Here is an 11885-nt window from a genome sequence, read left to right as displayed (position 1 = left end):
GTCAGTCCAGGGTGTACAGGTAGGCGGCGATGTCCTGCGCGTCGATGGCGCTGACACCCAGCTTCGGCATGGCGGTGCCCGGCTCGACCGCCTGCGGGTCGGTGATCCAGCGGCGCAGGTTGTCGGCGTTGTTGGGCAGCTGACCGGCGATGTACGAGCGGGCGCCGAACCGGGTCAGCGGCGGCCCGACCAGGCCGTCGGCGCGGCTGACGCCGGGGATGGTGTGGCACGACCCGCAGCCGTACCGGGCGATCAAGTCGGCGCCCCGGTCCGGCCGTCCGCTGCGCACCTCGGGTGGCGGTGGTGGCGCTGTCGAGGAGCATCCGGTGACCGCGGCGACCGGCAGCACCGTCAGCGCCACCCCGAGCGCCCAGCTCCGACCGGGCAGCTTCATCGCACCATCCCTTCCGTTCCACGCCTGGACGCCACCGGGCCGCCTCCGTGACGAAACGGCCCGCCGGCCAGGGCGTCGGGCCGGTCGCGGTCCATCCGCAGCAGCCAGCGCAGGAACACCGTCAGCGCCACGACCAGTACGACCAGGTCCATCGGCGCCCACATCAGCAGGCCGGCCAGCTGCTGGTCGGCCAACGGGTCGGCACCGAGCATCCGGTCGGGATAGACCGGGGCCGGGGCGAAGGTGAGCGCCGCCCCGAGCGCCGAGGCCGGCAACATGGCACCGACCAGCAGCAGCACCGTCACCGGGGCGGGGGCGCGGTGGCGCGGTGGACCCAGCACCGGCGCCCAGAACAGCCAGGCCGTCGCCAGCAGGCTGAGGTGCTCGGCGGCGTGCACGGCGGGCCGGTCCACCGCGGCGGCGTACGGCCCCGGCAGATGCCAGAACCACAGCACGACGGTCTGTCCACCCCCGGCCAGCAGGGCGTACGTGGTGGAGCGGCGCAGCCGGCGCACCGCCGGCGCCACTCGCCACCGGGCCAGCAGCCGGCGCAGCGGCACCGGGGCGGCCAGGCTCAGCGGCAACCCCGCCGCGCCGGCCGCCAGCAGCGGCCCCGCCACCAGCAGGAGCAGCATGTGCTGCGCCATGTGCCCGGCGAACGAGGACTCGGCCAGCTCGTGCACCGGGCCCTGCTCGGCGGCGAGCACCGTCAGCACCCCGACGCCGAACGCGGCCACCCGCCAGGCCGGTATGACCCGGCCCGCGCCGCGCCGGGCCCACAGCTCCTGGACGCCCCGCCCGTAGCCGGCCACCAGCAGGCAGAGCGTGACGACCGCGAGCATGGTCAGCAGGCCCTCGGCCACCGGATCCGGACCGGGCTGATGGGCCCGGTGCGCGGTCAACGCTGACATGGCGGCAGCACCAGCACGGCGACCCCGCCGAGCACGATGATGGTCAGGAACAACAGGTTGGCCCAGACGCCGACCACGGCGAGCATCCGGGACCGGCCGAACGCCCGGTCCTCCTCGCCGGCCCGCGCGGTGCGCCGCCACACCAGCGCGGCGACCAGCAGCGACCCCACGGTGAACAGGCCCGGGATCACCACCGCGAGCCCGACCGCCTGCCAGAGCGGTACGGCGGCGACGCGCTCGGAGCCGGCGGCGCAGGCGAGCTCGTCCAGGCTCCACGCGGCGAGCACGTGCACCGCCCAGGCCACCGCGCCGCCGAGCACGCCGTACCAGAGCAGCAGCCCGCCGGTCAGGCGCGCGTGCGGACCGGGTCGCGTGGTCATCACAGCCGCGGGGAAAGGTAGATGGTGAACAGGATGGCGACCCAGACCAGGTCCACGAAGTGCCAGTAGATCGCGACGTTGCGGACCCGTTCGTGCCGGTGGGAGCCGAAGCTGCCGCCGCGCAGGGAGGCGGCCAGCAGCCAGCCGATCATGGTCAGCCCGACCAGGACGTGCAGCCCGTGGAAGCCGGTGATCAGGTAGAACAGCGAGCCGTACACGTCGGTCGTCATGGTGAAGTGCTTCAGCTTCTCGGCGTACTCGGTGGCCTGCAGGGCCAGGAAGGTCATCCCGAGCAGCATGGTGGCGGCCAGCCCGGACCGCAGCCGCCACCGCTGGCCGTGCCGGATGCCGTGTTCGGCCCATATCACCGGCAGGCTGCTGGGCACCAGTACCGCGGTCATCACCAGCGGCTTGAGCAGCTCCGGGGCGCCGATGCCGTCCGGCGGCCACTGTGGGCCGTACTGGAAGCGGAGGTAGAAGTAGCTGCCGAGCAGGCAGGCGAAGAGGGTGGCCTCGGTGGCCACGAACATCACCATGCCCCACCAGCCGGTGGACCGGCCGACCGGCAGCTCGGTGCTCAGCGCCTCGGCGCCGGTGGCCGCCGCGACGACCCCGCCACGATCGCTCACCCGGACACCCCCAGTTCCTCGTCGGGGCGGCGAGGCGGCCAGAGCCAGACCGCGATCGTCGCCGCCACCGCCAGCGCGGCGACCGCCGCCACCGGGTACCAGGCGAAAAGCATCGAGGTGAAGAAGATCAGCAGCGCGCCGGCCAGCACGAGTGGCATGAGGGTCGACTCCGGCATCCGCACCGCGCGTTCGGGGTGCGCGTCGAGCTCACTGGTGACCAGGGTGCGCCGCCCGTCGCTGAGGATGCGGTCCGCGGTGGCGCCGGCGCGCACGGACTCGGCGGTGCGCTCGTCCCACGCCGGGTGCAGGCTGTGCACGCGGGGCAGGACCGGGAAGTTGTACGGCTCGGGCGGCGACGCCGTAAACCACTCCAGGCTGTCGCCCTCCCACGGGTCCGGCGGCGCCGGCCGGCCCCGCCGCAGCGCGTGCACCACTCCGACGAGCACGAGCAGCAGTCCGACGGCGAGCAGGTACGACCCGACGGTGCTGACCAGGTTCCAGCCGTCCCAGCCGGGTTCGCTCCGGTAGGTGTAGACCCGCCGCGGCATGCCGAACAGGCCGTAGAGGTGCATCGGGAAGAACGTGACGTGCATGCCGGCGAAGACCAGCCAGAACGCCCAGCGGCCCAACCGCTCGTGGTACATCCGCCCGGTGATCTTCGGCAGCCAGTAGTAGATGCCGGCGAGCATCGGGAAGACGGCCCCGCCGATCAGCACGTAGTGGAAGTGCGCCACCACGAAGTAGGAGTCGGTGACCTGCTGGTCGAACGCGGTCAGCGCGAACATCGCGCCGGTGAACCCGCCGAGCACGAAGGTCACCACGAAGCCGATCACGTACAGCAGCGGCACCCGCAGGACGAGCCGGCCGAGCAGCATGGTGGCCAGCCAGGCGAAGATCTGGATGCCCGACGGGATGGTGATGATCGTGCTGGCCGCGCTGAAGAAGCTGTACGACAACTGCGGCAGCCCGGTGGCGAACATGTGGTGCACCCAGACCCCGAACGAGATGATCGCGATCGACACGATGGACAGCACGATCAGCGGGTAGCCGACCACCCCCCGGCGGGTGAAGGCGGGCAGCACGGCGGAGACGATGCCCAGCGCCGGCATGACGATGATGTAGACGTCGGGGTGTCCGAAGATCCAGAACAGGTGCTGCCAGAGCAGCACGTTTCCCCCGGCGGACGGGTCGAAGAAGTGGGTGCCGAAGCGCCGGTCGAGGAAGAGCATCGCGTTGTCCACGTTCAGCGCCGGCAACGCGAAGATCACCATGAACGCGGTGGCGACGATCGCCCAGACGAACAGCGGCACCCGGTTCAGCGACATCCCCGGGGCCCGCAGCTTGAGCGCGGTGACGATGAAGTTGATCGACGCGGCGGTGGTGGAGATGCCGAGGAAGAGCAGCCCGAGCGCGTAGACGTCCATGTGGAGGCCCGGGTTGTGCTGCTCCCCGCTGAGCGGGGCGTAGGCGAACCAACCGTTGTTGGGAGCGGCGCCGAAGGGCAGGCTCGCCCACATGAACAGACCGGCGAACAGGAAGACCCAGTAGCCGAAGGCGTTCAACCTCGGGAACGCCATGTCCCGGGAGCCGATCATCAGGGGGACCAGGAAGTTTCCGAAGCCGAAGAGCATCGGCGTGGCGAACAGGAAGATCATCGCGGTGCCGTGCATGCTGAAGAGCTGGTTGTACTCCTGCGGCGACACCACGCCCGCCTCCGGCCGGGCGAGCTGGGTGCGCATCACCAGGGCGCTGAGCCCGGCGAGGACGAAGAAGAACCCGGCGGTGACCAGGTAGCGCCGGCCGATCTTCTTATGGTCGACGGTGCTGAACCAGCCCCGCAGGGAAGGGCGCTCGCCCCAGTGTTCCGCCAGCCGCGCCAGGTCCTGCTCGCTGACGCCCGGCGGCGGTGTGGTGGTCGTGGACATCGCTTCTCCTCCCCGACCTACTCCAGTGACCGCAGGTACGCGATGAGGTCGGGCAGCTGCGCGGCATCGACCGGCTGTGGGGGCATGGCGTTGCCCGGCTTGACCGTCTGGGCGTTGGCGATCCATCCGCCCAGGTGACCGGCGTCGTTGGGCACCGCGCCGGCGCCGAGGCTCCACCGGGAGCCCACGTTCGACAGGTCCGGCCCGACCCGGCCCGCGGCGCCGGTGCCGCGTACCGCATGGCAGGCGGCGCAGGTGCCCTGCACGAAGGCCTGCTGGCCCCGCCGCTCGGCCTCGGTCCGCGGCTCCCGGGCCGGGGCGTCGAGCCGGGCCAGCCAGGCGTCGAAGTCGGTGCGGGGTTGCGCCACCACCAGGAAGGCCATGTGCGCGTGCTGCGTGCCGCAGTACTCGGCGCACTGGCCCCGGTAGCTGCCGGCCCGTTCCGCCCGCAGCCAGGTCTCCCGGGTCTCACCGGCGATCAGGTCCGTCTTGGGCATGAGCTGCGGCACCCAGAAGCTGTGCAGCACGTCGTCGGTACGCAGCCGCACCTTGACCCGCTCCCCGACCGGGATGTGGATCTCGTTGGCGGTGGCCCCCGAAGCGCCCTGGTAGCGCACCTCCCACCACCACTTGTGGCCGGTCACCTCGACGGTGGGGGCGTCCGGACCGGGGCCGTCGCCCAACGCGGCGAGGTCGCGCAGGCCCACGCCGTAGACGGCGACGAGGATCACGAAGGGCAGGCCGGCGCCGGCGATCGTGACGAAGCGCAGCGGCTGCCCGTGGCGGACGCGGGCGTTTCCCCGCCGGAACACCAGCGCCCAGACCAGCAGTGCCATGACCTCGGCGAAGACGGCCACGGAGATCCAGAAGAGCAGCCACCAGAGGCCGGCGACGCGGGTTGCCCCGGCCCCGCCGGGATTCAGGGCGGAGGGTGAGTCGCCGGCGCAGCCGGCGAGCAGGAGCAGGCCGCAGAGCGTGGTCAGCACCGGAAGACGGCGCGGGACGCCACGCCCCCGGGCGTGCCGGGCGGCGCTCACGGTCAGGTCCGCTGTCTTCTCCACCGGGAGCGACATTAGACGCTTCCGGTTAGTTCCAACGCTTTTGCGCGATATGGGGGGATCCGAACGTTTGAGGAGCTTATGGTGAACGCGCAGCGAACCCATCCGGCAAGCGCCCGGGCGCGGACAGGGAGATCATGCGAGCCTCCACGGTGGACCTCGTCGCGGACACCGCCAGAGCGGCCGCCGCCCGTCGGACGATGGCCTGGACCGCCGGGGGGTTCGCCACGGCGGCGACCGTGGCCGGCGGCTGGCTCGCCCCGCCCGACGCGGTCCAGGGCCCGGCGCAGCGACTGATGTACCTGCACGTCCCCGCCGCCTGGGTCGCCTACGCCGCGTTCGCCGTCGTGCTCGCCGCCAGCGGCGGCTACCTCATCGGCGGCGATCTGCGCTGGGACCGGTTCGCCCGGACCGGCGCCGAGATCGGGGTGGTGCTGACCGCCGTCGCCATCGCCACCGGATCCGTCTGGGGGCAGCTGGTCTGGGGCACCTGGTGGGCGTGGGACCCCCGGCTGGTCAGCACCGCGCTGCTGCTGCTCGCGTACGCCGGCTATCTTGCCCTGCGCCGCGCGGTGAGCGACCGGACCGACGCGCGCGACGGGGACGACCACCGGGTGGCGCGCCCGGCGGCACTGGTCGGCATGGTCGGCTTCCTGCTCGTTCCGGTGGTGCACTTCTCCGTCGTCTGGTGGCGGTCGCTGCACCAGCAGGCGACCGTGTTCGCCCCGCAACGCCCGCCGATCGATGCCCGGATGGCCCTCGCCCTGTTGCTCGCCGTGGCCGCCGCGACGATCGCCGCGCTCTGCGTCCTGCTGCACCGGGTCGTCCGGCTGGAGCGCCGGCTCGCCGCCGACGCCCCCCGCACGGCCGACCGCGTCCCGGCCCGGGCCGGATGACCCGCCGCCGCACCGGCCGGACCGCCGTCGTCGTCGTGCTCCTCGCCGCCGGCGCGCTGCTGGTGACCAGCGGGCTGCGCGGCACCCTCACCTACTACCGCACCCCCGGTGAGGTGCTGCGCGACCCGGACGCGGCCCGCGAGCGGGTACGCCTCGGCGGGGACGTGGTGCCCGGGTCGCTGCGCCGCGACGGCGACCTGGTGGTGTTCCGCCTCGCCGAGGGGGGCCAGGCGATCACCGTCGAGCAGCGCGGCGCGCCGCCGGGGACGTTCCGGGAGGGCGAGGGGGCGATCGTCGAGGGCACCCTGTCGACGGACGGGACGTTCCGCTCCGACCACGTCGTGGTCCGGCACGGCAACGAGTACCGGCCGTCCACCTCCCCGGTGGAGCCGGTCGATGCTCGGTGAGCTCGGCACGTCGAGCCTCACGGTCGGGCTGCTCTGCGCCACGCTGACCGCCCTGCTCTGGCTGCGGGTGGCCCTGTTCGGCACGCCCACCCGACCGGCCCGGCTCGCGACCGCCGCGACCCTGACCACCGCCGCCGTCGCCTGCGGCGTGCTGGAGGCGGCCCTGCTCCGGCACGACTTCAGCGTCCGGTACGTGGCGGAGAACGGCGGACGCCAGGTACCGCTGTACTACACCGTGACCAGCCTCTGGTCCGCGCTGGACGGGTCGTTGCTGCTCTGGCTGCTGGTCCTCGGCGGGTACGCGGTCCTGCTCGCCGGCCGGCGGTACCCGGCCCGGCTGCAGGCGTACGCGATGGTCGTCGTCAGCGCGGTGACCGTGTTCTTCTTCGCGCTGTCCTGCTTCGCCGCGAACCCGTTCCGCGCGGTGGATCCGGTGCCGGCCGACGGTCCCGGGCCCAACCCGCTGCTGCAGCAGCACCCGGCGATGGGGGTGCACCCGCCCCTGCTCTACGCCGGCTACATCGGGCTCGTCGTGCCGTTCGCCTTCGCGCTCGCCGCGCCGCTGGCCGGGCCGGAGGGACGCGGCTGGCTGCGGGTGGCCCGGCCCTGGACCCTGGTCGCCTGGGCGGCGCTGACCGCCGGCATCGGGCTCGGCGCCTGGTGGTCGTACGCGGTGCTGGGCTGGGGCGGCTACTGGGCGTGGGACCCGGTGGAGAACGCCTCCCTGCTGCCCTGGCTGACCGCCACCGCGTTCCTGCACACCGCCCTCGGTCCGGGCGCCCGCCGGGCCGGGTGGAACCTGGTGCTGGCCTGCGCGAGCTTCGTGCTGGTGCTGCTCGGCACCTTCCTCACCCGGTCCGGTGCGGTGGCCAGCGTGCACGCCTTCACCGACTCGCCGCTGGGCCCCATGCTGCTCGGCTTCGTGCTGCTGGCGGTCGTCGCGTCGACGATCCTGACCGGGTGGCGGCCCCCCGAGCCGGCCGGCCGCACCGCGTCGCCGGTGCTGTCCCGGAACACCGCCGTCCTCGTCAACGGCGTGCTCCTGGTGACGATCGCGGCGGTGGTGCTGATCGGCACGATCTTCCCGCTGCTGTCCGGCCCGCTCGGCGGCGTCCGCACCTCGGTCGGCCCGGACTACTACCACCGCACGGCGGTGCCACTGGCCATCGTGGTGCTGCTGGCGATGGGGGTGACGCCGGCACTGCGGGTCCGCGACCGGACCCGGGCGCTGCGACGTCTCGCCGTACCGGGTGCCGTGGCGCTGGCCACGGTCGCCCTGGTGGGTCTGCTCAGCCGGCCCGGCCTGCCCGCGCTCACCGCCTTCGGCACCGCCGCGTTCGTGCTCACCGGCCTGGCCGGGGAGCTGCCGGACCGGCTCCGCCGGTCGGGCCGGGGCCGGCTCGCCGGACTGGTCGCACACGCCGGGATCGCCCTGGTCGCGGTGGGCGTCGCCGGATCCTCGGCGTACGGCCGGGACGCCGAGCGGACCGTCCGGACCGGAGAGACGCTGCGGGTGGCTGACGTGAGCGTCCGCCTGGTCGGGGTGGACCGGAGGGGCGACAGCGGCGGCATGGCGGTGCGGGCACGGCTCCGGCTCTCCGAATCCGGCGACGCGGAGCGGACGGTCACCCCGGCCCTGCGCTACCACCCGGCCCGGGACACCGCCGTCACGGTGCCGACGATCGACACCGGGCTGTTCCGGGACACCTACGTCACCCTGATCGCGGTCTCCCCCGACGACGGCAGCGCCACGCTGCGGCTCGCGGTCAACCCGCTCGTCGGCCTGCTCTGGGCCGGCGGCGCCCTGACGGCCGCGGGGGGACTCGGGTCGGCGATCGCCACGGCCCGCCCGCGACGCCGGGTCGGGATGCCGCGCGAGGGGGCCCGGCCGGCATCCGTCGCCGTCCACGCCGGAGCCGCCGGATGATCCGCCCCGCCGGCCGGCGGCCACGACGGGTACCTCTCTGGCCGCCGCTGGTCCTGGCGGTCACCGTCGCCGTCGGCGTGGTCGTGGCCCTCGGCCTGCGATCGGGGTCGACGTCGCCGGGCAGCGACGCCGGGACCGCAGGGCCGCCCGTCCCGGCCCCGGCACTCTCCGGCCCCACGCTGGATGGTGGCCGGTTCGACCTGGCCGACGCCCACGGGCACGTGCTGCTGGTCAACGTCTTCGCCTCCTGGTGCGGGCCGTGCCGCGACGAACTGCCGCTGCTGGTCGACGCCGGGCGGCGCTGGTCCCCGCAGGGGCTGCGGCTGGTCGGGCTGAACGTCCGGGACGGCAGCGAAGCCGTCCGCGCGCTGCTGGACGAGACGGGCGCGGCCGGACTGACCGTACTGCCGGACCCGGACGGCACCCGGGCCGTCGACTGGGGCGTCCGTGGCGTGCCGGAGACCTTCGTGGTGGACCGGGACGGCCGGATCGTCGACCGGCAGCGGGGTGTGGTCACCCGGCAGTGGCTGGAGCAGCGGGTGGCGCCGCTGCTGGCCTCATGAGGCGGCGTGCGGCCGCGGGGACGCTCGTCCTCGTGGCCCTGCTCGCCGCGGCCGCCGCGGGTCTGGCCCGGTCGGTCGCGGGCGCCGGCCAGGACGACCCGGTCCGCTCGGTCACCGCCGATCTGCGCTGCCCGGCGTGCCAGGGCGAGTCGGTGGCGGACTCCCGCTCACCGATCGCGGCGGCGATGCGGCAGGCGGTGGCGGACCAGGTGGCCCAGGGGCGCAGCCGCGACGAGGTCCGGCGCTGGTTCGTCCAACGCTACGGCCCGGACGTGCTGGCCGACCCGCCGGCCCGCGGCGTGGAGCTGCTGCTCTGGGCCGTACCCGCGCTGACCCTGCTGGCCGCCGGCCACGCGGCCCGGCGCACGCTGCGGCCCCGGCCCCGGCGCACCGATGACCTGCCGGCGGCAACGCCGGCCGTCGGACCGGCACCGGGCGGCGCGGCCCGGTGGGCCTGGCGGTGGTCCGCGCTCGGGCTGATCGCCGTCGTGGTGTCGGTGGCCGTCGCCGCCCGCGGCCTCGACCGGCCCGGGCCCGATCCGACGCCGGCCGATCCGGTCGCGGTGGCGGTCGGGCTGGCGCGCGACCTGGAGTCGCAGGACCGGTACGACGCCGCCGCGCAGATGTACCGGGAGGCGCTGCGCGACCGGCCCGACGACACGATCCGGCTGCGGCTCGCTTTCGCCCTGCTCCGGGCGGGAGACGCGGCCGGCGCGGGACAAACCGCGCAGGAGGTGCTGAGCCGCACCCCGGACTCCCCGGACGGCCTGCTCGTGCTGGGCCTCGCCCAGCGGCGTACCCTCCCCGCCGAGGCGCCACGCACCCTGCGACGCTTCCTGACCATCGCGCCGGAACACCCGGCCGCCCCGGAGATCACCCGGCTGCTGACCGCCCACCCTTGATCTCACCGTGGGCGGCGCGCGGGAGCGCGGACGCCCCGACCTGCCGGTCACTCCGGGCGCGCCCGGACCGGGCAGGCCAACCGCGCCCGGAGGCGGGCGTCAGGCCCGGCGTCGTGACCGGGCCACCAGGAAGCCGACGACCAGACCCGCCGCCACGGTCACCAGGGCCCGCCCGGAGACCGCCGAGCGGAGCTGACCCAGTCCCTTGCGCGGATCGACGACCGTACCGGCCACGTTGCCGGCCGCGCCGACGAGCATGTCACCCAGTCGACCACTGTCCATCGCCGGACCGCCCTCCGTGTCCCGGTGCCTGGTCGGCCGTACCCGTCGGCACCCGGTCCAAACGAGCGGGACGGGAGGTCCCGCACGGCCCCGGGCCACTCCTCGGTGTCAGCGTGGCACGGGTGGGCGTCGACGGACCGGCATCCGGTCCACGCGGGTCCCCGGATGCGGGCACTCCCCCGGCGGGGGTTCCACTACGTTGGGCCTGTGCCCGCCAACGACCTCCGGGACCGGGTCCGGTCGGCCCGGCTGGCCCGGCTGGCCACCGTCGACGCGGACGGTCGTCCACACCTGGTACCGGTGTGCTTCGTCCTGCTCGGCGACGTCGCCTACCACGCCGTCGACGAGAAGCCCAAGCGCCACCGGCGGCTACGCCGGTTGGAGAACATCAAGGCAACGGGCCGCGCCTGCCTGCTCATCGACGAATACCACGAAGACTGGTCGAAGCTGTGGTGGATACGGCTGGACGGGCACGGGCGGCTGGTCGACGATCCGGCGGAGGACGCCGCGGTCCGCGCGGCACTGGCCGCGAAGTATCCACAGTACGTCGAGCAGCCTCCGGGCCGGCCGGTCGTCGCCGTCACGGTGACCCGCTGGTCGGCGTGGTCGGCGGCGGAAGGAGCAGTCCACCCGGCCGGGTGACCCCCCGAGGCGCACCGCCCGATCCCCCGGGCCCCGCGGTCAGCGGGTCGGAGCGAGGGCGTCGAGCACCTCGTCGGCGCGGCGCAATGACGCCTGCCGGTCAGCACGGGGTGAGCCGATCTCCGGATCGAAGTTGAGGTCCACGAACAGTTCGGTGACGCCGGCCGCGGCGAGTCTGCCAAGGTCCGACCGGATCTGCTCGAGGGTGCCCGTGAGCGGCTCGCGGTTGGCCGGGCCGGGGCCGCGTACCCGGACGGCGCCGCGGCACACGAACCGCAACGAGCCGGGATCGCGGCCGGCGCCGGCCGCGGCGGCCTTGACGATGGCGATCGCCTCGCCGATGCCCTTCAGGTCGGCCTGACTGCCACTGACCCAGCCATCGGCGAGCCGACCCGCCCGGCGCAGCGCCGCAGGCGCGTGGCCGCCGAGCAGGATCGGCGGGTGCGGTCGCTGCACCGGCTTCGGCTCCATCCGCGTGGGCGGGATCTGGTAGAACTCGCCGCGATGCGCTACGACGTCGTCCTGCCAGCAGGCGCGGAGAACGGCGAGGAACTCGGCGGCCCGCGGGCCCCGCCGGTGCCTGCTCGCACCTGTCGCCTGATACTCCTCATCCGACCAACCCAGACCGAGTCCGACGTCCAGCCGTCCGCCGGAGAGAATGTCGAGGGTCCCGGTCTGCTTCGCCAACACCACCGGTGAGAGAAACGGCAGGTTGAGCACCGCCACCCCGAGCCGGATCCGCGCGGTGTGGGCGGCGAGGAAGGCCAGCGTGGTCAGCGGGTCCTGGACGCTGTGATACGTCTCGCTCCAACCGAGATCGGCGGGCACCAGCAGGCGCTGAAAGGTCCACAGCGAGTGGTATCCGAACTGCTCGGCGCGGCGGGCGACGTGGACCATGTTCTCCGGCGTGGCCCACGAGCCGGACACCGGCGGGGCGAATCCAACCTCCACGCCGGCACCGTATCCAGT

14 protein-coding genes are annotated in these 11885 nt (G+C 74.1%); 6 read left to right on the top strand and 8 right to left on the bottom strand.

The genetic code is table 11. The features are described from left to right. Position 1: 1 nt before the first annotated feature. From ACTWO6_RS15950 to coxB, 6 genes are read right to left on the bottom strand one after another with little or no spacing between them, the layout of a single operon-like run. Entirely contained in the window at positions 2-394 is a 393-nt protein-coding gene (locus ACTWO6_RS15950) for a c-type cytochrome (RefSeq protein WP_446220393.1), read from the bottom strand. Then, on the bottom strand, positions 391-1305 hold the full coding sequence (locus ACTWO6_RS15945) for a cytochrome c oxidase assembly protein (protein ID WP_446220392.1): 915 nt from the start codon (positions 1303-1305) through the stop codon (positions 391-393). The genes ACTWO6_RS15950 and ACTWO6_RS15945 overlap by 4 nt, the downstream gene beginning before the upstream one ends. Next, complete coding sequence (locus tag ACTWO6_RS15940; protein WP_130335218.1) at positions 1293-1685, bottom strand: hypothetical protein; 393 nt, start codon at positions 1683-1685, stop codon at positions 1293-1295. The genes ACTWO6_RS15945 and ACTWO6_RS15940 overlap by 13 nt, the downstream gene beginning before the upstream one ends. Further along, positions 1685-2314, bottom strand: coding sequence for a cytochrome c oxidase subunit 3 (locus ACTWO6_RS15935; protein WP_446220391.1), 630 nt, complete (start codon positions 2312-2314; stop codon positions 1685-1687). The genes ACTWO6_RS15940 and ACTWO6_RS15935 overlap by 1 nt, the downstream gene beginning before the upstream one ends. Continuing rightward, positions 2311-4239 (bottom strand): cytochrome c oxidase subunit I, encoded by a 1929-nt coding sequence (gene ctaD, locus ACTWO6_RS15930; RefSeq protein ID WP_446220390.1) that lies wholly within the window; start codon positions 4237-4239, stop codon positions 2311-2313. Before ctaD ends, ACTWO6_RS15935 begins: the two co-directional genes overlap by 4 nt. A 17-nt stretch (positions 4240-4256) precedes the next feature. Beyond that, complete coding sequence (coxB, locus tag ACTWO6_RS15925) at positions 4257-5300, bottom strand: cytochrome c oxidase subunit II (protein ID WP_446220389.1); 1044 nt, start codon at positions 5298-5300, stop codon at positions 4257-4259. 134 nt (positions 5301-5434) lie between these two features. Here coxB and ccsA point away from each other — a divergent pair, with 134 nt between their 5' ends. From ccsA to ACTWO6_RS15900, 5 genes are read left to right on the top strand one after another with little or no spacing between them, the layout of a single operon-like run. Further along, on the top strand, positions 5435-6193 hold the full coding sequence (gene ccsA / locus ACTWO6_RS15920; RefSeq protein WP_446220388.1) for a cytochrome c biogenesis protein CcsA: 759 nt from the start codon (positions 5435-5437) through the stop codon (positions 6191-6193). Then, positions 6190-6600 (top strand): cytochrome c maturation protein CcmE, encoded by a 411-nt coding sequence (locus tag ACTWO6_RS15915; protein WP_446220387.1) that lies wholly within the window; start codon positions 6190-6192, stop codon positions 6598-6600. Before ccsA ends, ACTWO6_RS15915 begins: the two co-directional genes overlap by 4 nt. Further along, positions 6590-8527, top strand: a complete 1938-nt coding sequence (locus ACTWO6_RS15910; RefSeq protein WP_446220386.1) for a heme lyase CcmF/NrfE family subunit — start codon at positions 6590-6592, stop codon at positions 8525-8527. The genes ACTWO6_RS15915 and ACTWO6_RS15910 overlap by 11 nt, the downstream gene beginning before the upstream one ends. Beyond that, complete coding sequence (locus ACTWO6_RS15905) at positions 8524-9090, top strand: TlpA family protein disulfide reductase (protein ID WP_446220385.1); 567 nt, start codon at positions 8524-8526, stop codon at positions 9088-9090. The genes ACTWO6_RS15910 and ACTWO6_RS15905 overlap by 4 nt, the downstream gene beginning before the upstream one ends. After that, a complete protein-coding gene (locus ACTWO6_RS15900) occupies positions 9087-9992 on the top strand; it encodes a cytochrome c-type biogenesis protein CcmH (RefSeq protein ID WP_446220384.1) in 906 nt (301 codons plus the stop codon). The genes ACTWO6_RS15905 and ACTWO6_RS15900 overlap by 4 nt, the downstream gene beginning before the upstream one ends. A 99-nt stretch (positions 9993-10091) precedes the next feature. Here the strand turns inward: ACTWO6_RS15900 and ACTWO6_RS15895 are convergent, their stop codons facing one another. Beyond that, positions 10092-10274, bottom strand: coding sequence for a hypothetical protein (locus ACTWO6_RS15895; protein ID WP_446220383.1), 183 nt, complete (start codon positions 10272-10274; stop codon positions 10092-10094). 207 nt (positions 10275-10481) lie between these two features. Here ACTWO6_RS15895 and ACTWO6_RS15890 point away from each other — a divergent pair, with 207 nt between their 5' ends. Further along, positions 10482-10916 (top strand): TIGR03668 family PPOX class F420-dependent oxidoreductase, encoded by a 435-nt coding sequence (locus tag ACTWO6_RS15890; protein WP_446220382.1) that lies wholly within the window; start codon positions 10482-10484, stop codon positions 10914-10916. A gap of 39 nt (positions 10917-10955) precedes the next feature. On the opposite strand, the gene ACTWO6_RS15885 is transcribed toward ACTWO6_RS15890, so the two are convergent. Further along, on the bottom strand, positions 10956-11867 hold the full coding sequence (locus ACTWO6_RS15885; protein ID WP_446220381.1) for a TIGR03619 family F420-dependent LLM class oxidoreductase: 912 nt from the start codon (positions 11865-11867) through the stop codon (positions 10956-10958). Positions 11868-11885: the final 18 nt, after the last annotated feature.

This window comes from Micromonospora sp. IBHARD004, from assembly GCF_052814115.1.
The sequence above is the reverse complement of the archived record's forward strand: the minus strand, read 5'-3'. Positions and strand labels throughout refer to the sequence as shown.

What these genes read in the sequence shown, in the direction of transcription:
- ACTWO6_RS15950 (WP_446220393.1), bottom strand. Translation starts at nt 394, where the DNA reads ATGAAGCTGCCCGGTCGGAGCTGGGCGCTCGGGGTGGCGCTGACGGTG.
- ACTWO6_RS15945 (WP_446220392.1), bottom strand. Translation starts at nt 1,305, where the DNA reads ATGTCAGCGTTGACCGCGCACCGGGCCCATCAGCCCGGTCCGGATCCG.
- ACTWO6_RS15940 (WP_130335218.1), bottom strand. Translation starts at nt 1,685, where the DNA reads ATGACCACGCGACCCGGTCCGCACGCGCGCCTGACCGGCGGGCTGCTG.
- ctaD (WP_446220390.1), bottom strand. Translation starts at nt 4,239, where the DNA reads ATGTCCACGACCACCACACCGCCGCCGGGCGTCAGCGAGCAGGACCTG.
- ccsA (WP_446220388.1), top strand. Translation starts at nt 5,435, where the DNA reads ATGCGAGCCTCCACGGTGGACCTCGTCGCGGACACCGCCAGAGCGGCC.
- ACTWO6_RS15915 (WP_446220387.1), top strand. Translation starts at nt 6,190, where the DNA reads ATGACCCGCCGCCGCACCGGCCGGACCGCCGTCGTCGTCGTGCTCCTC.
- ACTWO6_RS15910 (WP_446220386.1), top strand. Translation starts at nt 6,590, where the DNA reads ATGCTCGGTGAGCTCGGCACGTCGAGCCTCACGGTCGGGCTGCTCTGC.
- ACTWO6_RS15905 (WP_446220385.1), top strand. Translation starts at nt 8,524, where the DNA reads ATGATCCGCCCCGCCGGCCGGCGGCCACGACGGGTACCTCTCTGGCCG.
- ACTWO6_RS15900 (WP_446220384.1), top strand. Translation starts at nt 9,087, where the DNA reads ATGAGGCGGCGTGCGGCCGCGGGGACGCTCGTCCTCGTGGCCCTGCTC.
- ACTWO6_RS15895 (WP_446220383.1), bottom strand. Translation starts at nt 10,274, where the DNA reads ATGGACAGTGGTCGACTGGGTGACATGCTCGTCGGCGCGGCCGGCAAC.